The sequence below is a fragment of the Candidatus Babeliales bacterium genome (assembly GCA_036260945.1).
In the GTDB taxonomy this organism is placed as follows: Bacteria; Babelota; Babeliae; order Babelales; family JACPOV01; genus JACPOV01.
Genome location: DATALT010000002.1, coordinates 95,754 through 118,345, shown reverse-complemented (window position 1 = coordinate 118,345; position 22,592 = coordinate 95,754). Strand labels below are relative to the sequence as shown.

The following is a 22,592-nucleotide window of genomic DNA, read 5'->3' as shown; positions in this document are numbered from 1 at the left end:
AATTGCACACCTAAATGCATATATAAAATGTCGGAGTTGCATAACAAAACCGACAGGTATTTAATCTCCCTCGAAAGGAGGTGATCCAGCCGCAGGTTCTCCTACAGCTACCTTGTTACGACTTCACCCCAATCACTCCTCATACCTTAAACATCCGCCTCCCTTACGGGTTAGCTAAGATGGCTTTGGGTACAAACAGCTTTCGTGGTGTGACGGGCGGTGTGTACAAGGCCCGAGAACGTATTCACCGCGCCGTTCTGATGCGCGATTACTAGCGATTTCAACTTCATGAGGTCGAGTTGCAGACCTCAATCTGAACTTAGACCAGTTTTATGGGATTTGCTCCACCTTGCGGTATCGCTGCCCTTTGTACTGGCCATTGTAACACGTGTGTCGCCCTAGACATAAGGGCCATGAGGACTTGACGTCATTCCCACCTTCCTCCTGGTTTCCCAGGCAGTCCCACCAGAGTGCTTTCTTTCGAAGTGGCAACTGGCGGCAAGAGTTGCGCTCGTTAGAGGACTTAACCAAACATCTCACGACACGAGCTGACGACAGCCATGCAGCACCTGTGTAATTGTCTTGACCGAAGCCAAGAAGATCGTATTTCTACGACTGTCAAAAACATGTCAAGCCTAGGTAAGGTTCCTCGCGTAGTGTCGAATTAAACCACATGTTCCACCGCTTGTGCGGACCCCCGTCAATTCCTTTGAGTTTTAGTCTTGCGACCGTAATCCCCAGGCGGATCACTTATCGCGTTAGCTACGACACTAATATTGCAAAGCAACATTAACGTCCAGTGATCATCGTTTACGGCGTGGACTACCAGGGTATCTAATCCTGTTTGCTCCCCACGCTTTCGTGCCTCAACGTCAGGTATGAGCCAAGAAGCTGCCTTCGCCATCGGTGTTCCTCTCGAGATCTACGCATTTTACCGCTACTCCGAGAATTCCACTTCTCTCTCTCACCCTCAAGCGCGCCAGTTTCTACCGCTGATCCTCAGTTAGGCCGAGGAATTTAACAGTTGACTTAGCATGCCGTCTACGCACCCTTTACGCCCAATAATTCCGAATAACGCTTGCACCCCTCGTATTACCGCGGCTGCTGGCACGAGATTAGCCAGTGCTTTCTCTAATGGTACCGTCATCCTCTATCTGTATTAGAAATAGAGATTTCTTCCCACTTAACAGAAGTTTACAATCCGAAGACCGTCATCCTTCACGCGGCGTCGCTGCTTCAGGCTTTCGCCCATTGAGCAAGATTCCTCACTGCTGCCTCCCGTAGGAGTCTGGACCGTGTCTAAGTTCCAGTGTGGCCGTACACCCTCTCAGGCCGGCTAACCATCATCGCCTTGGTAGGCCATTACCCTACCAACTAGCTAATAGTACGCAGGCTCATCTTTCAGCGACAGCAAAGAGGCCGCCTTTCTCCCCGTAGGGACGTATGCAGTATTAACCTCGATTTCTCGAGGGTATTCCTCACTGAAAGGTAGATTCCCACGCGTTACTCACCCGTTTGCCGCTTTACTCACTCCCGAAGGAGCTTTCTCGCTCGACTTGCATGTGTTAGGCACGCCGCCAGCGTTTATTCTGAGCCAGGATCAAACTCTCCATCACAAAAATTGTGTATGAAAAGAGCGTCGCAAAAACTTGTAAGCAAATTTTTGGGTTTCTCGTGAATTTCAAAGAAATTATGATTTTTTGTTTTTTCGCTTTAGCTACGACGTTTTGTTGTCGTTGCTTGCTACTTGTTATTTCAAATACAAGAGAAATTATACCGGTATTACGTCATAAGTCAACACTTTTTCCGAAACTTTTTACAAATTTTTTATATATTTATTCGATAAATTTCAAAACGACGTCTCAGAGCGGATTATTGATGGTGTAAAATTATAATATCTTTTAGCTCTTTTAGTGCTTTTTCAAAAAAATCGTTGAGAATATGGTGATTATAGAGCCTGTTTTCTTGTTCTTCTGCTAACTCTTTTTTCGCCAAGGCCAAACGGCGCTCAATCTCTTCCTGGGTTTCGGTGTTTCGAACCCGAAGTCGGTCTTCAAGTACTTGAACATTTACCGTATGTACCCAGATCATAACCGCCTGAGGAATCTCTTGCTTTAAACGCTTGGCCCCAGATCTGTCCACGACCGCAATAAACGAGTTACCTGACGCTAACTGATCAAGAAGAAAGCGTGCCGTTCCATAATAGGAGCCGTAGGCTCCGCTCCATTCCAAAAAGAACTGTTCAGCTATCTTCTGCTCAAACTCTTGATTTGATATAAAATGATAATCGATGCCATGGAGTTCATTAATACGAGGCGTCTTGCTCGTATAGGTAACGAGCCGTGTAATTGCGTGCTCAATGGGAAGTTCTTTAATCAGTGCATTAACGAGCGTCGTTTTACCCGCGCCCGATGGAGCCGAAACAATAAAAAGCTTCCCGCATTTTTTTTCTGATCTCAAAACAGAACCTCTTATATAGAAAAAGTGCCTATATAGGTAATTATATCATTAATAGATAGTGCCGACAAACAAAAGTCCATCACGCTGTGGGGCTATGAGAATTTTCTGTTATAATAATATCTATACCATAAGGATACCCATGCTCATTGATGAACTACGCGAGAAACTTAAATCTATTGAACCTGATCTTGAAACGATTAAGACGTACTGGAAAAACTCAACTATCGAGAATGAGTTCCAAAAACTCACTACTCAAACTGAGCAAACTGATTTTTGGCAAAATCCGGATCAAACAACTATCTTGAAAAGCCTACAACGGCTAAAAACGCAACGAGAACTCTATCATTCCATAATAAATAGCCATAAAGATCTTTTGGAAATGATCGAACTTTTTGCAAATGATGAATCTGAATTAGCAAGTATTTCGCGAGATGTTGGTGCGCTCGTAAAATCGGTTGGTAAATTCAAAATAGATCTCCTTCTTAATAATCCAGAAGATTCGTCTAACACTTTCTTAAATATTAACGCAGGAGCAGGGGGTACTGAATCGCAAGATTGGGCGAACATGCTTTTGCGCATGTATTTAAGATTTTGCGAGCGAGAAGGTTTCGATGCCGAAGTTCTGGATATGCAACCGGGAGAAGCTGCAGGAATAAAATCCGCGACCTTGTTTATTAAAGGGAAGCATGCATATGGACTCTTTAAAGCAGAGCAAGGAATCCATCGCCTCGTGCGCATATCTCCTTATGATGCAAATAAACGTCGCCACACTTCGTTTGCTGGCGTAAGCGCGACACCTGAAGTTCCTGAAGTTGCTATTGAAATCGATCCAGGCGATTTGCGAATCGATACATTTCGCGCAGGGGGTGCGGGTGGCCAACACGTCAACAAAACTGAGTCGGCAGTGCGCATCACCCACATTCCGACTAATACGGTCGTCGCTTGCCAAACTCAGCGGTCTCAAGGCCAGAATAAAGAAACTGCGATGAAGATGCTGAAAGCAAAATTAGCGCAAAAACAAAAAGAAGAACAAGAAGCAAAAGCTGCATCGGTAGAAAAAAAGAAAATTGAATGGGGCTCACAAATCAGATCGTATGTATTACATCCCTATAAGATGGTTAAAGATCATCGCACCGATCTTGAATCACCCCAACCAGATTTAGTACTGGATGGCGATATCATGGAATTTATTGAAAAATATTTGCTGTTTGCAGCTACATAACTAAAAAGGGGAGTTTTTTTCTCCCCTTCTTTCCACTCTTTAACAATAACTACGTTATTTTTGATACCCCTGAATAACTTGTTTCATCAGATCGATCGTTTGTTTTTGATTTTTTTCTGCATATTCAAGCACTTTTTCGATACTTTTTGTCATAGAAACAATTAAATCGGTACCTTGAGCGCTCGTATTAGAATGATCATACGATCTTTGTTCTATAACCGATGCAGGTACAACGCGCTCATTAACTTCTCTTGCAGGGATGTAGAGCGGTTCTTGGGTTGCTTGCATTACAGGATTTTCCATAGTCCGCTTTTCCGCTTGCACTGCTAAGCGCTCTTTAGCAGACGCGGGCAATGTTGGCATCTTTGCAGCTATTGGTTTTTCCATGCGATGTTCTATGCGTGCCGGTTGAATATCATAAGAATCGTTTTGTGAAAGATTTTTTTCAGATGGACAGCCTGCAACATTCTTAATTTGCATTTGCGCATCATCGATAAGTTGACCATAAAAAGCTTTTTTGCTCGCCGTCATTGCCATTTTTTGCTGCTGATATTCCTGATAAGCTGCTCGCTGCGCTTCTTTTTTTGCTTGAGCCATTTGGTTTCTCTGTTCTGCAACCATGCGCTCTTGCTCTCTTCGCGCTGCGAGTCTTTGCTCTCTTGCCATTCTTAATTCTTGCTCTGCTTTAATCCGCTCAGCTCGTTGCATGTCTTTTTGCATTTGCCTCTCTGCTGCAACCTTTACTTTTTCTTGATCGCGCGCCAAGCGTGCCATTAAGTAAGGATTTTCAGAAACATTATTTTTCATTTTTCTTGCTTGAACAATTTGCATCGCACGTTCTCGCGAACTTCCAATCATTGCGTTATGTGTTAGTGAAGCCAAGCCTTCTTCTTGCCATATATTTTCATTGTCTTGTTTTTTGTTTTTCAATTCTAATTGCGTTAGCTCTTCTTTTCGTGCTCGCTCTACTTCTTTTTGCATAAAGGCAAATTGGCGCTCACGCTCTTTATCAAGCTGTGCTAAATGCTTCGTTTGTCTGTCAGCTTCCATTTTCTCTTGTTTACACAATGCTGCAATTCTATTTTCCTCTTGCATCTTTTTTTGCTCAGCAGCTTTTTGAGCAAATTTTATTTGATTTTGATGCTCTTTTTCGATCTGCGCCAATCGCTGTGTTTCAGCCCGCGCTTCCATCTCTTCTTTCTTGCGCATAGCAATCATGCGATTTTCCTCTCGCAGTCTTTCGCGTTCGGCAGCTTTTTGGGCAAGTTTCATTTGATTTTGATGCTCTTTTTCCATCTGCGCTAATCGTTTTGTTTCAGTCCGCGCTTCCATCTCTTGTTGCTTGCGCATCATAATCATGCGATTCTCTTCTTGCATTCTTTCGCGCTCAGCAGTTTTTTGAGCAAGTTTCATTTGATTTTGATGCTCTTTTTCCATCTGCGCTAACCGCTGTGTTTCAGCCCTGGCTTCCATCTCTTGTTGCTTGCCCATAGAGATTATGCGCTTTTCTTCTTGCTTTTTTGTTTGATCAATTTCTTCCGAATGAACTGATAGGTTTCTTTCGTGCATTCTGCGAGAATTTGCTGCAAGCGCTCGTTTTTCTTTGCGCTTTCGAATCATTGCTTGCGCGCGTTCGCGACTTGTAGATTTATTAGTATGAATTGCTAAATCAGTTTTAGCCTCAAACGGTTCCGGCGCCAACTGTACATTATTCATTTCTACTTGCGCGCAATTATCAGTCTGGTACGCCCGACTTTGAACAACTATTTGCTCATTTGCTATATCATCTTGCAATAACGCCAAACGTTGTTGCTCTTTTTTGAGCGATTCAAGTTCATATGCAGATTTTTCAGCAAGCTCTATTTTTTCTTGTTCATGACGCATTGCGGCAATTCGTTGCTCATCTTGGATGCGCCTTTTTTCCACCTCGAACTCGGCCATCATTTTGGCTTGCTCTTTCTCATATTCCAACTTTGCAAGCCTTTTCTCTTCATTGAGCTTTGCCTGCATCTCCTCTTTTTGTGCTAACAATAATTCATTGTGCTTTTTTTGGGCAAGTACTGCTAAGCGTTTATCTTCCCTTGCACGATCTTGATCTGCTTGCTTTTGCGCAAGCATAATTGCACGCGCCCGTTCTTGTTCTAATTTTGTTAAGCGAGCCGTCTCTTTTTCTCGCTCTCGCATTTCTTGCTTCTGCATGACAAGCATTTTCTGTTCGTGATCCTTACGGAGTACCTGTAAGCGCTTTTCTTCTTCAATTTTTTCACGCTCAATTTCTTTTTGTGCCATCATCATCTGGCGCTGATGTTCTTTTTGCGCTTGCGCCACTCGTTGTTGTTCAATCCGCGCTTGTTTTTGGGCTTCTTTTTCTAAAAGAGCCAATCTTCTTTCTTCCTGTTGCCGCTCTCGCTCTGCTATTTTTCGTGCTGCAAATTCGACTTTTTCTTGCTCACGGCGCAATGCAGCAAGTTTTTGCTCTTCATTGATACGATTTTTTTCATTTTCAAGTTGCGCAAGCATCTTCTGCTTTTCTTTTTCTCGCGCGAGCATCGCTAATTGCTTTTCTTGCTCAACTTTTCTTTTCAGTTCTTCTTTTTGTGCTAATAACAATTCTTTTTGTTTTCTGCGTTCATTATCAGCAAGGCGTTTTTCTTCTACTCTTCTCTCGCGCTCCGCTTGCTTTTGACTTAAAGCATTGACGCGCTGCTGTTCTTTTTCTAACTGTGCTAAACGCACCGCTTCATTCTGACGATCACGCATTGCCTGAAACTGCACCTCGATCATCTTTTTCTCATGCTCTTTGCGTAGAGCAATCACACGATTTTCTTCTTCAATTCTTATTCTCTCTGCTTCTTTTTGTGCCAAGAAGGCAGCCTTTTGTTTTTCAATTTCCAGCTGCGCCAATCGTTTCTCTTCTTGGAGTTTGGCACGCATCTCTTCTTTTTGTGCTAACAAAATCTCATTGTGTTTTTTTTGTGCGAGCTCGGCTAAACGTTTTTCTTCAATTCTCCGCTGCTGATCTGCTTGCTTTTGCGCAAGCAGCATTGCATGCTCACGCTCTTTTTCTAATTTTGCTAAAAGAGCAGTTTCTCTTTCTCTTTCGCGCATCTCTTTTTGCTGCATTGCTATCAATTGCTTTTCATGTTCTTTGCGCAATGCAAGCGCACGACTCTCTTCCTCAATTCTTATTCGTTCCGCTTCTTTCTCAGCTAAAAGCGCCGCGCGCTCTCTTTCTACTTCTAACTGCGCTAGACGTTTTTCTTCTTCAAGTTTTGCACGCATCTCTTCTTTTTGCGCTAATAAAATCTCCTGCTGCTTTTTTTTGGCCAACTGCGCTAAGCGCTTTTCTTCGATTCTGCGCTGTTGATCTGCCTGTCTTTGCGCAAGCATCATTGCCTGCTCACGCTCTTCCTCTAATTTTGCCAAGCGTGCCGTTTCTTTTTCCCGCTCTCGCATTTCCTGTTGCTGCATTGCTATCAAATGTTTTTCATGCTCTTTGCGCAACGCAAGCACACGATTCTCTTCCTCAATTCTTATTCGTTCCGCTTCTTTTTGGGCTAAAAGCGCTGCTCGCTCTCTTTCTACTTGAAGCTTAGCCAATCGTTTCTCTTCTTGAATTTTTGCACGCATTTCTTCTTTTTGTGCTAACAAAATCTCCTGTTGCTTTTTTTGGGCCAACTGCGCTAAGCGCTTTTCTTCAATTCTACGTTCTTGCTCCGCTTGCTTTTGTGCAAGCATCATTGCCTGCAAACGCTCTTCTTCTAATTTTGCTAAGCGAGCTGTCTCTTTTTCACGCTCACGCATTTCTTGCTGCTGCATTGCTATCAATTGTTTTTCGTGCTCTTTTCGCAATAAAATCACACGATTCTCTTCTTCAATTCTTATTCGTTCCGCTTCTTTTTCAGCTAAGAGCTCTGCTCGCTCTCGCTCTACTTCCAACTGCGCTAAACGTTTTTCTTCTTCAAGCTTTGCGCGCATCTCTTCTTTTTGCGCTAATAAAATTTCCTGCTGCTTTTTTTTGGCGAGATCGGCTAAGCGTTTCTCTTCGATTTTTCGTTTTTGCTCAGCCTGCTTTTTTGCAATCATCACCGCATGTGCGCGCTCTTGTTCTAATTTTGCTAAGCGTGCCATTTCTTTTTCGCGCTCCCGCAGTTCTTTTTGCTGCATTGCTATCAAATGCTTCTCATGCTCTTTGCGCAGTGCAATCACACGATTTTCTTCCTCAATTCTTATTCGCTCGGCTTCTTTTTGTGCCAAGAGAACAGCTTTTTCTTTCTCTACTTGAAGCTGTGCCAATCGTTTCTCTTCTTGCAGTCTTACGCGCATCTCTTCTTTTTGCGCTAACAATATCTCCTGTTGCTTTTTTTGGGCGAGATCAGCTAAGCGTTTCTCTTCGTTTTTTCGTTCTTGAGCCGCTTGCTTTTGCGCAAGAAGTGTCGCTTGTACGCGTTCTCGCTCTATTTGTGCACAACGCGCTTCTTCTTTTTGGCGTTCACGCAATTCTTGTTCTTGCAAGGCTAGCATTTTTTTCTCGTGGTCTTTGCGCATCGCAAGGACTCGCTGTTGTTCTTCTAAGCGAATCCGCTCAGCTTCTTTTTGAGCAACAACAAGTTCTTTTTCTCTTTCGTATTTCAGTTGCGCTAACCTTTTTTCTTCAGCCTTTTTTTCTTGCATCTGTTGCTGCTGCGCCATAACCATTTCTCGTTGACGATCTTTTTCCAGTTGAGCAATTTTTGCCGCTTCCTTCTGTTTTTCTCGCGCTTCTTGCTGCTGCATCGCAAGAATTTTCTTCTCATGTTCTTTGCGTAGAGCAAGAATCCGATTTTCCTCTTGGATTCGTAAACGCTCCGCCTCTTTCTGAGCTAAAAGCATCGCTTTTTCTTTGTCTTGCTTGAGTTGCGCTAATCGCTTATCTTCTTGCGCTCTTTTGCGGATTGCTTCGTTTCGCGCAAGCAGCACTTTGTTTGCAATTTGCGCTTCTCGTTGAGCTTGCAGTTTTTCTTCTCTCTCTTTTTGCTCTCGGGCTGCAATAAGTTTTCTTTCCTGCTCCATCTTAAGAGCCATAATTCGTTTTTCTTCTTCTTGCTTTTCACGAACCATTTCTCTCTGAGTCATTAAAATAATTTGTTCATCACGCTTTTTTCGTTCAGCTATTTTTATCTCTTGCTGTTTTCGCGAAGCTTCCAATTGCTTTTGTATCTTCTCCGCTTCCTGCTTTGCCAAAAGCTCTTTTTGTTCTTTCTCTTTTTTAGCAGCTAATGCCTGTTTTTGTTCGAAAGATTTGTTATGTTCCAATGTTTTTTTTGCAAGTAGGCGAATTCGTTCTTGTTCACGTTCAAAGCGCGCTAATCGTTGTTCTTCTTCCTGCTTGCGGCGCATTTCTTCTTTTTGTTGAGCGAGTATGGCTTCCTTTTTTTGTTGCTCGATTCGAGCGCACGCTCGTTGCTCTGCTTCTCGCGCTTGCTGTTGCTTTTTAATAGCAAGGGCTACCGCCTGCTCACGCTCTTTATTAAGTTGAGCGGCCATACGTGCATCTTCTTGTTTTCGACGCTCTTGCTGTTGTTTTTCCGCCAGCATTCGCTTTTCATCTTCTTTTTGTTTTGCTAAAAGCTGGCGTTTTTCTTCTAAGATCTTTTGCTGTGCTAATTTATTAATTTTTTCTTTTCGACGTTCTAGCTCCGCCAGTTCTCGTTTTTGCTGATCTCTTTTTTTTGCTTCTTCTTGTTGTTGCATCATCAATTGTTGTTGACGCTCCTGCTTAGCAAGCGCCAACCGTTTTTTCTCAGCTTCCTTTTCAGAGGCCTCACGCTTGAGAGCAATTGCCAACGCATCATCACTTTTGGCTGCCACTTGAGCATAGATCGGCGCCTGCAACAATATTGCCAGCAATAGAGCTCCATAACTCATCAACAATAGTTTTTTCATAAACAAATCCCCTTTTTATCGCACATCGTACCATTGAATTATCTTCAATGTTTCACAATGCAAGGGATTTATTCAATAGTTTTAAATTTAAATGCTATTGTAAGTATATTATGGAATTTAATGCTCCATACCATCAATCAGATTGATAAAGAAGAAAGGCACACGGGTTTACACATGCTAAGTTTTAAATCACCTACATTAATGTTTTTGCAAGTTCTGTAATAGAATTCGCTGCAAAAACACCAGACCAGAACGGTTCCCACTCTTCTCGATCCTTTACCATGAATGAAAGGCATCCGCCAATAATCAATCCAATGGAATAGGTAAATGGCATTAATAAACCACCCAAAACGAGCATAGGATTCAATTTACATTTTTTAAGAATCAATCCAAAAATTCCACCGATAATCAAAACAAACCAATTAAAATGTGAAACATTAATTAATAGTGCGCGCGCTTGAGCTCGCTGTGCCACTAAAGGTTCTCCACCTAAACCAAATTTATGCACGAGAAGCCACATAATTACACCAGCAGCTATTGAGCTTACGATAAGGCCAAGAATTTGAAACCAACGCAAAGTCGAACGATTTATGCCGGCCATTTGCCCCATTTTTCTGCCAAAAAGAACATCGGTTGCAACACCGCCACAAAGTTCTACGAACGTTGCTATTACCGTTACACGTAATGGATCAACACCAAAGAGGAATAATGCTGGCACCATAACGAATGTCGCAAAACGGCCCAACTGCGCCAAACCAATTTTTCCTGCAATGACGACGATTTGATACGCGCAAACAAATGATAGAATAATTAAATAAAATTGTGAGAGCACTGAAAAATGCATGGCGCTCAAATAACCGATCACTAATATTAAGGTGAGCATCGCTTGAATCATATGCGCTCGTTCTTGCAACGGTGCAAAAAGCTCCATGTCCATCGATTTACGCGGGCCGCCATCTTTCAATTTTCTAAACCATCCGCGCAACATTTTTGGCAAATCAAAAAAACTTTGCACAGCACCCACCGCCACCAATCCACTGCCAAACGCGAGTAAGAAATCCGGCCCGGAAATAGTTGGGAAAAATAAATTGTTAATGGGTTCCATCAAACCAATACGAGCTATTGCCCCCACGATTAATGGTATTGCAATAACATGCCCTGTAATAAAACCGATAGCTAATAGCATCGGCAGTACATCAAACCGTAACTGAATAAGTGGAATCGTCACGGGCCCTAATGCATACTGCTTTGTTAACGTGATGCCAGAAGCCAAAACGGCTTTGAAAAGCCACGTACCGCCATGAAGCGCGGTAAATATAAAAGTGGCGCATGCACCAATTGCAAGCTCCAATGCTTTTCGCGCCTGATTTTGCGCAGCAATCATTTTGTATACCAACTGGCCAATTGGAAAAGGCAACTCATCTTTCACAATTAAGTTATGTTCAAGCAAATCGGCAATTAATAAGCCAAAGCTTCCGCCCGCCAATGAAAGCCCTGCCACAAGCGCGACAAAATAAATCGGGCTTTCCATCCAACCACCAAAAAAAGATTGATCAAGAAAATAAAGGGTTGGAAATGAAAACGAAAGAGCCGTTGCTAAAATACCGCCAATTGATCCGCCGGCGGTTACCAATGCCAATCCATCCGAATACCGCTTGCCGCGCAAACCGATCAGATGAACTAAAAATGTTCCAATCAGCACCAAGGTTGGCGCAATCCAGGGGCCAATTGGAGTGGCAAGCGCAATATAGCTCATCACACCCGTTGAAAATATAGATAGACAAATAGTAATTATAACAAGGCCAATATTCATAGGTGCCCTCTTTTTGATATAGAAAGTACCCCTGAAATCTAACATATATGGGTAAAAGCGCTACTCTCGATTTTTGGCAAAATCCACTAAATTTGATAGTATAGTAGAATCTTTATTACTTAATGGGTTATGGGGGATTTATGAAATCACTACTATTTTTTTTCGTATGGTCGATGAGCGGCGTCATGGTGAATTTTAATGCTACAGCCGAACAATCAACGCGTGACCTTATGGTTTATGCTAAAATGATGTGCATGGAACTTAAGCATGAAGAAATCAATGAAGCATTCATGGTCAATCAACCAAAACCTGATAAAGCTGAGCTGTTTATTTTCTTTCAAAAAATAGGCCTAGTAAATCCAGATGGCACGTTTAACGATTGCGCTTGCTCTTCAATAATAAATTTTGATCGAAATAAAATTAATTAGGGAAAAATATGAATAACAGATTTTTATTGGTTGCATTATTAGCATTATCTGTTTTGCCCCACTCTGGCTCCGCGCAAGAGAATCCAGATGATGACATTACAATGTCGGCAGATCAGCAAAAAATATTCAACGTACTGATTGGTATAAATCAAACATGTATTGGAAGAATTTCTGATGTACCACAAATCACCCTCAATCGCGTTATGGACGCAGTTAAAGAAGCAACCCAGCAAGATTTATTATTACCTCTTCTTCATATTTACCGTTTATGCGTTGATTCACTTGTGAAAGATCAACAAGATGTTACAATCTCGCCAGATCCAATCTTCCTTCCGAACGATCTTTGGGCTACAATGATAGAAGAAGGTTTTCATCGCGGTTTATGGACGCGTGATGGCATAGCCACTGCGCAGGTACGCGATATCTTCTTGGCTTGCTACATTCCTTGTGGATTACAACATTATGCAATTGTCGACCTTTCCCAAAAAAATGGCCAACTCTCACTGATTGAAAACAACTAAAGGATGATCATGAAAAAACTTTTAATTCTTTCCCTTATTTTTGCAACACAGCAAATCTATGGCGCAGCAACAAAGCTTCAAAATGGAAAGCGAATCGATCTTGCGCGTTTTGATGTGGTATGCTCAATCTTGGAAAAACTACAAGCTGAACATCCTGAAATCTTGCAAGAGCTTTATTCACTTGTTAAAGAAACACGCAGCAAAACAAAATGTTTTATTACTCCGGAACTTGCTGAAAAATTGATGCTCGTTTTGAGTGAAGTTGCAGATAATGAATTTGTTCTTTGGAGTAATAAGGGAGTTATTTACCCTGATGTGCGACATCTTATTAAAGCTGCCTGCAAAGCAAATGGTGGCTCAATCGAAGTACGAACACCGATTACTAAATCTTAATCCTAACAGTTAGATAAACCATGCTCTTAATTGTTCTCATGTACGCCCTTTTTGCAGGAACCTTCTCGTTAGGAAAAATACTTGCTTGCTATTCGCAACCAATTTTCTTGGTTGGCATTCGCATGTTTTTAGCAGGAAGTTTTCTGATGGCTTACGAGTTCATGCAGCATGGATCAAATTGGCGCTTTGATAGAAAACATATTTGGTATTATGTTCAAATTATTTTATTCACGACTTATATCCCGTATAGTCTTCGCTTTTGGGCGCTGCGAAGTGAAATGACCGCTTCCAAAGCATGCCTTCTTTATAACTTATCACCATTTATGACCTATATTTTTTCATACTTTTTGTATTCAGAAAAAGTAACGATCAAAAAAGTCATCGGGCTCATAATAGGATTTATTGGTTTCTTACCCACCGTATTACCAGCAATAAAATCTGAACATGGCCAAGCTGCATTTCTCTCGATGCCTGAAATTGCGATACTATGTTCTGTTGCCTGTTTGAGCTACGGATGGATCATGATTCATCGCCTCGTTAAGTTTCATAACTATGAGGCGACAACAATTAATAGCATGAGCATGTTCTGCGGTGGATTACTTGCACTCATTACTTCATGGCTTTTTGAATCGAGCGAAGCGGCAATCGAAGTGGGCCACGTCGGTACATTTCTTCTGATTCTAGCGGTAGTTATTATCGTCAGCAATTTGCTTTGCCATAATTTGTATGTAACGCTCCTAAAAACCTATAGCCCGACATTTTTATCGTTCGCAAGCTTTCTTTCCCCGCTCTTTGCAGCACTTTATGGTTGGCTTTTTTTGAGCGAGCCAACGCCTTGGACATTCTGGGCGACAGCAATTTGTGTGCTAACCGGGCTTGCAATATTCTATCACGATGAACTCTATGGCAGTGCATCAATAAGCAAACCTGCGCTTACGCAAGAATCGGTAATCTAGTATTCTTATAATGAATTGAGAAACCCGTTTATTCTCTGTTCATATTCATGCGGTTTATCAGTAAAGATTCTTGCATGCCCTGATCCAGAAACAACCCACAAATCTTTTGGTGCGGTGATTTCTTGATAAATTCTATGAGCATTCTCAATCGGCACCGTTTCATCGTTTACTGAATGAATCATGAGCACCGGAATTTTAAGTTGACGCGCAGAAACAACTGAATCGACTTCGGTTAAACTGAAGTTGCGCAATCGTTCTAAAAATTTTCTGCCGACGATACTAAAAGGAAAATGAGGCAATTTATAGCGATGCGTTAGCATGCGATGTACTTGCTCATCCAATCTCGCAAAAGGTGCATCAAGAATAATTGCATCGCACATATTCGATTCAACTGCGGCGCAGAGCAACGTTACCGCTCCCATCGAAACGCCAATACCTATGATAGGAAGCTTTTGCGTGTTTTCACTATTGTTTAGAAATTGCAGTGCTGCAATAACATCATTTTTTTCATAATAACCAATGCTCGAATGATCGCCTTTACTTTCTCCGTGAGCACGATAATCAAAAAGAAGAATGTTATCGTTTGGAAACATCAGGGCAAAACGATGCATTCTTTCTTTGGCCATGCGATATCCGTGGCAAACAAGAATGTTTCTCTTTGCGTGCGGCCGATTAATCATCAATCCTGAAATTTTAATTGCATCGTCTGTATAAAATGAAACCGGCTCTGCTTGAAAAACATTGAGAAGCACATCTTTAAAAAGAGCGTGCTCTTCTTTTCTGCGCTCAGGATACCCTGGGCGACTTGTGTGCCGATACATCATGAGGCAAAGGAAGCCACAAAGCAATAAAGTTACGCCAAGTAAAAAAATAGGAAAGTATCGGAGAAATTTAAAAACCTTATTTCGATTCATAGCACCCTCTCAGGCACTATTATACTAATTCAATACTATCGCCCGCTAGAAAATGCATATGCAGATGGGGAACATGCTGAAATTTTCCACTATTAATCGCCAATTTAAACGAAGAATTGCCGATCTTTTCAGAGAGCGTACGCACCATATCAAACATTTTACCAGCAAGGTCTTTATCATTGAGCGAGAGAACATTTGGGATGTGTTTTTTTGGAATAATCAAATAATGAGTTGGTGCTTTAGGATAAAGATCTTTTAAAACAACCAAATCCTCAGTTTCTGCAATAAAGCTTGATGGGATTTCTTTTGAAATAATTTTACAAAAAATGCACGAACCTAATGCCATAAAAAAACCTTGAGAATTAATGTTTAATGCCGTAATACTCTTCAATTTTGGCGCGCAATAATGCTTGTCGATTTTTTCTGCCTTTTTTAACTGACTCTAGCATTAGCATACTTTTTTGAACGTCATTTTGAGGGCCCGTTAAAGTATTTATTACTTTGGCCCCAATCGCTACTTTATCAAAAAGAGGAAGCGCATCAACCAGTTCTTTTGATTCGTAAAGAAGCTGTACCGCAGTGTCTCCACCAAACAGCGCTGATGCTTTACTAGCAACTCCTGCGCCCGCCGTTTTAATTCCTGTGGTTATCGCAGTTGCTTTTGCAGCGACGACAGTTCCAGGAAATAAAACTGGTGCACATACTAAAAAAACACCCGCTGCCCCAATGACAATAACTACACCGATCGCTACTTTAGTTTCCGTATTCATCCTTTCTGTTTGATTTTGAGGGGGATGAGAACGCGATGCCGGAAGTTCGTCCATTATAGAATTGAATTCAGCCTTAAAATTGTTTAGCGGGCCAAAGCCAGCAACCGATGCATAAAAATCTGAAACTTTTTCGCAATTATATGGCAGCTGATTTTTTTCGCGAAAATTATAAGCATTTTGAGAAACACATTTAATGAGCCCTTCTTCCGCTTTTTTAATTTCGCTGCATCGATCATTAAAACGTTCTACTAATTGCTGCGATTCGGTTGGGTGCACGAAGCCAAGTGCAATATATCCTATATTGCATCCAGCTCTAGCGATTTCGATCCCATAGCGACTATTATCGATTGTCTCGATGGCTTGATCTATGCTAATTTCTACGCTAGAAAATAATTGAAAGCTTGCTGAGCACAATAACCAAAATGTGCGTAATTTATACTTATCTATTATTTTTGCTGAATGCATGCGTAACCTTGTCTAATGCCTCTTGCCCCGCGACCGCTGCATAAAAATCACTTAACACCTCACATGCTCGAGGCAAGCCATTGTGCTCTTTTTCACCTTTTTTATTTTTCACCAAACAACAATTTAATTCATCTTCAGCACCTAAGAGTTCTAAATTCTTTGCAACTAATCGCTGGGAAAGTTTGGTTTCAGGACTTGGCGAAACAGATTCTTGAACGAAACTGAAAAATTGATAACCAGCTCTTATTATCGTAACGGTTCCAACCACCGCTCCTATAAATTTCGCTGCGGTTTCTGCATCTTGTTTTATATCCCGCAATATTTTATTTCGTTCTTTTTGAGTTTCTACTACCTCTTTCATTTCTGCCGAGCATTGCTCATTATTTTGTGCAAAACTTTTATTAGCTTCTGTTAAGTTTTTTGAGATCTCCATTTGCTCTTGCAGCATTTTATTTTGACAGTCGAGTTGAATTTTTGCCTGCTGACCTTTACCATGCTCTTCCACATAATTCAACCCTTTCTTTACTAATCGCACTGGAGCCTCAGCTACGTGAGAAGCTAGCTCGCCAACCTTCTGTGAAAAGCTTTTCTCATCTTCAACTGAACATATTGAAGAATTTCCAATCGTTATCAATATAGCAAGCAAAATTAATTTCATAAGTAGCTCCTAGTTATTAATAATAGGATGAATAGATTCAACCTGATTATAAAGCTCCCTAGTCTCCTTGGCTAAGCTCTCCCAATACACTAATAATATTTTTAACGTAATAACTTCGAACTCAGCTCTAATTAAGTAAAATTTAAACAATGAATATTCTTTATCAAATTGATTTCCCAAAAAATTGTTTTTAATGATATTTAACTGATATTTATTGCTCAGATCGAAAAAGCTATCTTTAAACTGATTAATTTCTATGCGAAAATTCTCGAGAATGTCATTTCCTATGAGGTCTTTTGCCGAGTTTGATATTAATTGATTTTTCTTTTTTTCAGCGATTACTAACCCTAGCTGTTTGATTTTGTTAAGTATTACATCAATTAATAACTCTTGATCTTCAATTCGTTTGCTAAGGTCACTCAATTCTTTATTTTTCTTTTTAAGTTCTATTAGTGTTTTATCTTCTTCGGCATAAATTGAAACAATGAATAATCCCATAAACATCGCTGTCATACATTTTTTCATCTAAACCTCTTTGTTACTTATTAGGTGACTATTTTCGAAACATAATAGAGCTATCTCTTTGATTAAGATTTCCCATTTCTCAAGAACGTCTTTTAGCGAGTCTCTTTCTAAATAAAAAAGGACCATATAGAATCTTAACATCGCGGTATCTTTATCGAATTTATTGCAGCAAATCAAACTCTCTCTATCTATTTGAATGTTACTACCTTTAAAACCAATTAGATTAAACATGAATTGAGCTATTTTTTTATCTAATAAAGCCGCAATTTCCATATCTGAAAAAGCTTTTTCTGGTTTTTGCAGTTTTAATTCTTCTTTTTTTTCTACGTACACGGTACTATCAATTCACTTATTTTTTTTCTATCGAGCAAATCAATGCCTCTTTTTCAACAATTCGTTTATTTAGCTCCTCAAACTCCTGCTCTTTTTTCTTTTCCAAACTGTGTTTATTATCTTTTCCATCAATGGCGAGAGCCAACATTCCCACACGCATCGCCATTATATATTTTTTGATCATAAAAAACTCCCAGTTGGCTTTTTCTCGAATGAGGAACAACAATTAAATCAGATCGATCAATATAATATAAAAAAAGCTAAGGAATTACTACCGCTGGATCGCGATATTCGAACAGAGAAAATATATTGAAACTGGATTATTTTGAAGACTGCGCCTTTTAGGGCTAAAAAGACTGGTGCCGGAAGTCGGACTCGAACCGACATGGTGTTACCACCGCGGGATTTTGAGTCCCGTGCGTCTACCAATTCCGCCATCCCGGCACACGCAATAAGAGTACCTAAAAAAACCCAGCTGGTCAACGCGAAAACGCGCTAATAACAAGGGTACTTCAGGAAATAATCATAGAAAGATCGAATAGTGGAATATAAATTGCCACAATAAGCGCTAGAACCAGAAATGCCAAAACCATCATGAGGACTGGCTGAAAAAGAGCCGTGATCAGCGATAATTGTCGATTCACCTTCTCTTGATAAAGCTCTGCGCCTTTTATTAATAATAGACCGAGATTACTTGATTGTTCCCCAACGGAAACCAAACCACAAATTTCGGGCGAAAACAGTCCGCAATCTTCTAGGGCCTGACTGAGCGATTTCCCATGATTTACGTTTTTCTCAACACTCATGAGCTCGTGCGCAATCCATCGGTTTTTTACTGCACTGCGCGCAATTTCAAGCGCATAAGCAATCCGCACTTTTCCGGAAACCAAGAGACCCACCGCATAAAGATAGGAAGCTGCATTATTTTGGCGCACCAATGGACCGATAAATGGTATATAAAATATAATTTTACTGCTTTGGGGAATGCGACGTATTAAATAACGAAGAATTAATACAAAAAATATAAAAGAGCAAAAAATGAGCGCACCACCAAAACTCGTGAGCATAGAACTGATCGCGATCATAATGCGCGTTATTTGTGGCAGTTCATGCCCGGCACTCATAAATAATGAACTGATAGTTGGCACGATACCAATCATGATAAAAATAACGATGAGAATAAACGTCCCGAAGGTAATCAAGGGCACCAAAGCCGCGCTGCGCAATTTTTTATAAAAGGCATCGCGAGATTCTGCATAAGCGGCAATCATCTCAAGCGCTTGCCCCAACTTGCCCGATTCGTGGCCAGCTTTAATCATTTGGATTGAAACGTAATCAAAAATCCCAGCAGATTCAAGAGCACTGGCAATTGGGGTGCCGTGCTGCACCTCTATGCTGATATCTTCAAGCAATTCACGAAACGAGCTATGCGCCGTTTGTAATGCAAGCAAACCGATTGCGCGGTCGATGTAAACGCCAGAGCCGACAAGAATCGCTAACTGTCTAAAAAAGTTAATTTTTATCGCTATGGTAATGCGCTGAGTAAACGATTGCTTCTTAAATCGCGCGTTCATTAAACCAATATCTTTATGCAATAGCTGTGTATCAAGATCTCGCAAACTTCGCGCTCTTAAAACACCCCGCAAAACACGGCCATCAAGCGCTACGCCAGTCCATTTAAAATACGGCATGTTGCTCTCCTTGCTCCAACCCTAATTTTTTATACACTTCTTGCAGCGTCCATGTTCCTTCAAGTGAAAGCTTTTTTTTCCTGCTGGTAAAACCGGAAACGAGACTCACTTGATTCTTGGCCAAACCCAGTTGTGCTGCTACCAATCGGATAAGTTCTTCATTGGCTTTTCCTTTTTCAGGCGGGTTTTTTAGATAGCATTTGAGCGCGCCAGATTTATCCCTTATTAAACGCTGAGTTCCTGATGCGGGTATCACTTTGATCTCAATAATAAATGCCATAAAACTCCATCTTGAAAGAACCCCATAATATGGGTAAAATCATATAAGACTCTTGCATTAAATAGCAAATCATTTATCCTTGTTGCATGTTGAAATATGGCTCGCATGCACGATGGAGAGATGGCTGAGTGGTCTAAAGCGCTTGCCTGCTAAGCAAGAGCTCCAGAAATGGGGCGCGAGGGTTCGAATCCCTCTCTCTCCGCCAGTCTTCGCTTATCCATGGCTTCGGCCCTTGGCAAGCTTCGCCTGGTACAGCTAGCTTCATCTACAAGCAGACATGTTTCTTGAAATTAACGAAAAAATTAGGCGCCTATAGCTCAACTGGACAGAGCGTCAGACTACGGATCTGAAGGTTAGAGGTTCGACTCCTCTTAGGCGCACCAGTCTTCGCTTATCAAAGGCTTTCGCCTTTGCAAGCTACGACTGGCGCGGCCATTCTAGTGGCTGATAAAATTTGAAATTATTGTGGGGAGAGATGGCAGAGCGGTCTAATGCGGCGGTCTTGAAAACCGTTATCCTGAGAGATCGGGATCGAGGGTTCGAATCCCTCTCTCTCCTCCATTCTACGTTTATCCTGGCCCTCAGGCTCAGCAAACTACGAATGACAGACCAGTTTTCGCCAAGTAGGCGCAGCGACTTGTTCATCCAAGTTTTATCTGATGTTCTCTACGTTAATCAAAAATAAAAACATCATCACATCTTTTCTTCAATAAAATAATTTATCTAATGGCTCCCCAGAATATTATCGTTGAACTTCATACCAATCTTTCTAAACACATCGACCCAGAATATCGCGAGCAGGCAAGGCGCTTTTCTAAAGAAGAAATTCGACTTCTTGGCGTGCGAGTTCCTGTTGTCCGCAGAATTTCTGCAGCTCATTTTTCAGAAATTAAAAACCTTGATAAGAAAGAAGTTTTTCAAATCTGCGAACAGCTACTAAAAAAAGAACAAGAATTTCAAACGATCGCTTTTGATTGGCTCAACAAAATAAGAAAAAAATTTGAGCCATCAGATTTTGAATTTTTCCAACACTGCCTTGAAAACTATGTATCAAACTGGGCAGCGTGCGACGATTTTTGCACGCACGCCCTGGGTTTCTTTCTTTATAAATTCCCGCAATTTTTACCACAATTAAAATCATGGGCAAATTCTGAAAATAGATGGATGCGCCGCGCAAGCGCCGTTTCTCTCATTTATTCATTACGTAAGGATTTTTATTTAGAAGATGCTTTTGGTTTGGCACAAATTTTACTCGAAGATAAAGATGATTTGGTGCAAAAAGGATATGGCTGGATGCTGAAAGAAGCAACTAAAACGCAACAAACAGATATCTTTAACTTTGTTATGAACCACAAAGCCAAAATGCCGCGAACAGCGCTCCGCTATGCTATTGAAAAACTCCCCGCCTCAATGAAGCAAGAAGCGATGAAATAAATCGCTCATCTCGATTAACCTTACCCAAAACTATTTAATTCTTCTTAATTCTTTCTCTATAGTGATCCCAAAAAAGGAAACTCTATGAAGCGATTTATTTTACTATTAGTTACCACTTTTTTTGCGGCCAACGCGTCGGCATATTTAAAATTTTCAGTTTTAGATTCACAACAACAATCAACTGAAATAACTCTTTCTGAGCAGGATTCGAAGTTATTAATTAAATTTTCGCAAGTTATAGAAAATTTAGTAGGCGACATTGATTCCAAAATGCAATCATATTCAATCCCGTTACCTTTTTCTAAGCGACAACTTGACCTTATTTTAAGTTTCCTCAAATTTGAAAATGAAAAAGATGAAAAGCTTGTACATCGTGCTTCCCAATTGCCTCTTGAAACTATTGAATCTCTTTTGATCAATTCTGATTACTTGGACATTGACTCCCTTCAAACCATTTTCGAAAAAGCTTTAGCAAGAAAGATTACAAGCCCGGCAGAATTAGATAAATTCTTGCAAGACGCTGCATATTTAAAAAAATTACGACTCCCGGACACACTAAGAAGCAGCATTGCACAAGCAGTCACGCAAAACGCATGGGAAAACATGTTTCCCATGTTATCGTTTCTGAAAATAGAAAATAAGATTATTAGCAATGCAGGCAGTGAAATCTTAAACCTTGCACCAATGGGTAATAAACTTTGCGCAATGTTAGCGGATGCGGAAATTAGAATTTTGAATTTACTTACAGGAAAATCATCTTCACTCACCACCAATCAATCAGATCTATCGGCCCTCGTGTGCAAAAATCCTTTTGCTTATTCAAGCGACGAATCAGGAACAATAACCATTTGGGATTTAGAAAAATTAATAAAACTCGGGGAGTTGAAAAAACATTCCTGGGCCGTTTTAGCTTTAGCGCTGAATGATGACGGCACATTTCTCTTTTCTTCAGGTAAAGATCACGCTATTAATAAATGGGATACTCAAACGGGAAAATTAATCGCCACTATTCTTGAGACCCCGCAAGAAGAAGCTTGGGCATTAGCCGCAAACGATCCAATTTTATTTATAGGATTATCCAATGGGACGATCAAAGCTTATGATTTTATTAATGACGCACTCGCTTATGAATTAAAAGAGCATACTAAAAGAATTTCCAAACTCGTCCTTGATCAAAGCAAAAAAATTCTTTTTTCTGCTGATGCAGGTGGCACAATTTGCGCATCGGATCTTGAAAAAAAAGAATTGCTTTTTAGATCTGCTAGTGATAAAGAAATTAATACGATGGCGCATGGAGCTGATGGCTATCTTTTTTCTGGCGGGCAAGATGGAGCAATTCGACTTTGGGACGATAAAACAGGCCAATTGCTCTTCACCATCGCAGGCGCGACGCCGCGAACAATTTCAGGATTAGTACTTCAAGATAATAACGGATTAATTTCAGGTTCCTTTGATAAAACAATCCGGCGCTGGAATCTTGAGCCTCTAAAAAAAATCATACATTCCCTACGTACTAATTTGACTTTAGAGCAAGCACTCTTGCTTGCCGCCCCTGGGCCAATCGATTTTAAAAAGTACCCGCACCTCTTAAAATCATTTAAGGATTTGGACGAAGAAATTCAATATCTGGCGATTGAATCAAAACATGTGTTGCCCCCAAATCTTTCGTGGAGTGCGCCGGTTTTGACCGGTTATCAATTTTTAAAATCATTATTTGGCAATAAATAGCCAATTTGAATCCCATACAGCTATGCGAAGAGCTTTTTTACAAGAACCACAAAACGTGTTAGCATTTTATCAAGTT

General features: G+C 40.8%; 19 protein-coding genes, 4 tRNA genes and 1 rRNA gene. 10 read left to right on the top strand and 14 right to left on the bottom strand.

Features of this window, described 5'->3' with window-relative positions; translation table 11 throughout:
* Positions 1-73: 73 nt before the first annotated feature.
* Positions 74-1,616, bottom strand: a 16S ribosomal RNA gene (locus VHO47_01075).
* A gap of 256 nt (positions 1,617-1,872) precedes the next feature.
* A complete protein-coding gene (gmk, locus tag VHO47_01070) occupies positions 1,873-2,460 on the bottom strand; it encodes a guanylate kinase (GenBank protein ID HEX2977699.1) in 588 nt (195 codons plus the stop codon).
* Between the two features lie 139 nt (positions 2,461-2,599).
* Between gmk and prfB the strand changes: the two genes are divergently transcribed.
* Positions 2,600-3,682: a peptide chain release factor 2 gene (prfB, locus tag VHO47_01065; protein HEX2977698.1), complete on the top strand. Its 1,083-nt coding sequence runs from the start codon at positions 2,600-2,602 to the stop codon at positions 3,680-3,682.
* Positions 3,683-3,736: 54 nt separating this feature from the next.
* On the opposite strand, the gene VHO47_01060 is transcribed toward prfB, so the two are convergent.
* Complete coding sequence (locus tag VHO47_01060; protein ID HEX2977697.1) at positions 3,737-9,607, bottom strand: hypothetical protein; 5,871 nt, start codon at positions 9,605-9,607, stop codon at positions 3,737-3,739.
* Between the two features lie 193 nt (positions 9,608-9,800).
* Positions 9,801-11,420, bottom strand: coding sequence for an OPT/YSL family transporter (locus tag VHO47_01055; protein HEX2977696.1), 1,620 nt, complete (start codon positions 11,418-11,420; stop codon positions 9,801-9,803).
* Between the two features lie 140 nt (positions 11,421-11,560).
* Between VHO47_01055 and VHO47_01050 the strand changes: the two genes are divergently transcribed.
* From VHO47_01050 to VHO47_01035, 4 genes are read left to right on the top strand one after another with little or no spacing between them, the layout of a single operon-like run.
* Positions 11,561-11,848 (top strand): hypothetical protein, encoded by a 288-nt coding sequence (locus tag VHO47_01050; protein ID HEX2977695.1) that lies wholly within the window; start codon positions 11,561-11,563, stop codon positions 11,846-11,848.
* An 8-nt stretch (positions 11,849-11,856) separates the two neighbouring features.
* The gene (locus VHO47_01045; GenBank protein ID HEX2977694.1) at positions 11,857-12,369 is read left to right on the top strand and encodes a hypothetical protein; all 513 of its coding nucleotides are present in this window, start codon (positions 11,857-11,859) and stop codon (positions 12,367-12,369) included.
* 9 nt (positions 12,370-12,378) lie between these two features.
* On the top strand, positions 12,379-12,762 hold the full coding sequence (locus VHO47_01040) for a hypothetical protein (GenBank protein ID HEX2977693.1): 384 nt from the start codon (positions 12,379-12,381) through the stop codon (positions 12,760-12,762).
* Positions 12,763-12,782: 20 nt separating this feature from the next.
* Positions 12,783-13,718 carry a DMT family transporter gene (locus tag VHO47_01035; GenBank protein ID HEX2977692.1) on the top strand — a complete coding sequence of 312 codons (936 nt, stop codon included), beginning with the start codon at positions 12,783-12,785 and terminating at the stop codon, positions 13,716-13,718.
* Positions 13,719-13,723: 5 nt separating this feature from the next.
* Here the strand turns inward: VHO47_01035 and VHO47_01030 are convergent, their stop codons facing one another.
* The 10 genes from VHO47_01030 to VHO47_00985 form a co-directional block, all read right to left on the bottom strand.
* Positions 13,724-14,542 (bottom strand): alpha/beta hydrolase, encoded by an 819-nt coding sequence (locus VHO47_01030; GenBank protein ID HEX2977691.1) that lies wholly within the window; start codon positions 14,540-14,542, stop codon positions 13,724-13,726.
* A gap of 109 nt (positions 14,543-14,651) precedes the next feature.
* Positions 14,652-14,978: an HIT domain-containing protein gene (locus VHO47_01025; protein ID HEX2977690.1), complete on the bottom strand. Its 327-nt coding sequence runs from the start codon at positions 14,976-14,978 to the stop codon at positions 14,652-14,654.
* 16 nt (positions 14,979-14,994) lie between these two features.
* Entirely contained in the window at positions 14,995-15,867 is an 873-nt protein-coding gene (locus tag VHO47_01020) for a hypothetical protein (protein HEX2977689.1), read from the bottom strand.
* A complete protein-coding gene (locus tag VHO47_01015; GenBank protein HEX2977688.1) occupies positions 15,842-16,525 on the bottom strand; it encodes a hypothetical protein in 684 nt (227 codons plus the stop codon). The genes VHO47_01020 and VHO47_01015 overlap by 26 nt, the downstream gene beginning before the upstream one ends.
* Positions 16,526-16,534: 9 nt before the next feature.
* A complete protein-coding gene (locus VHO47_01010; GenBank protein HEX2977687.1) occupies positions 16,535-17,050 on the bottom strand; it encodes a hypothetical protein in 516 nt (171 codons plus the stop codon).
* On the bottom strand, positions 17,051-17,383 hold the full coding sequence (locus tag VHO47_01005; protein ID HEX2977686.1) for a hypothetical protein: 333 nt from the start codon (positions 17,381-17,383) through the stop codon (positions 17,051-17,053).
* Positions 17,384-17,399: 16 nt separating this feature from the next.
* Positions 17,400-17,567 (bottom strand): hypothetical protein, encoded by a 168-nt coding sequence (locus tag VHO47_01000; GenBank protein HEX2977685.1) that lies wholly within the window; start codon positions 17,565-17,567, stop codon positions 17,400-17,402.
* Positions 17,568-17,740: 173 nt separating this feature from the next.
* A tRNA-Leu gene (locus VHO47_00995) sits at positions 17,741-17,827 on the bottom strand.
* A gap of 68 nt (positions 17,828-17,895) precedes the next feature.
* The gene (locus VHO47_00990) at positions 17,896-19,074 is read right to left on the bottom strand and encodes a type II secretion system F family protein (GenBank protein HEX2977684.1); all 1,179 of its coding nucleotides are present in this window, start codon (positions 19,072-19,074) and stop codon (positions 17,896-17,898) included.
* Positions 19,061-19,354 carry a DUF167 domain-containing protein gene (locus tag VHO47_00985; protein HEX2977683.1) on the bottom strand — a complete coding sequence of 98 codons (294 nt, stop codon included), beginning with the start codon at positions 19,352-19,354 and terminating at the stop codon, positions 19,061-19,063. Before VHO47_00985 ends, VHO47_00990 begins: the two co-directional genes overlap by 14 nt.
* A gap of 114 nt (positions 19,355-19,468) precedes the next feature.
* Here VHO47_00985 and VHO47_00980 point away from each other — a divergent pair.
* The 5 genes from VHO47_00980 (at position 19,469) to VHO47_00960 (ending at position 22,516) form a co-directional block, all read left to right on the top strand.
* Positions 19,469-19,559: transfer RNA gene (locus VHO47_00980), tRNA-Ser, on the top strand.
* A gap of 101 nt (positions 19,560-19,660) precedes the next feature.
* Positions 19,661-19,737: transfer RNA gene (locus VHO47_00975), tRNA-Arg, on the top strand.
* 86 nt (positions 19,738-19,823) lie between these two features.
* Positions 19,824-19,915: transfer RNA gene (locus VHO47_00970), tRNA-Ser, on the top strand.
* A 165-nt stretch (positions 19,916-20,080) separates the two neighbouring features.
* Positions 20,081-20,788, top strand: a complete 708-nt coding sequence (locus tag VHO47_00965) for a DNA alkylation repair protein (GenBank protein HEX2977682.1) — start codon at positions 20,081-20,083, stop codon at positions 20,786-20,788.
* Between the two features lie 84 nt (positions 20,789-20,872).
* Positions 20,873-22,516 (top strand): hypothetical protein, encoded by a 1,644-nt coding sequence (locus VHO47_00960; protein ID HEX2977681.1) that lies wholly within the window; start codon positions 20,873-20,875, stop codon positions 22,514-22,516.
* Positions 22,517-22,592: the final 76 nt, after the last annotated feature.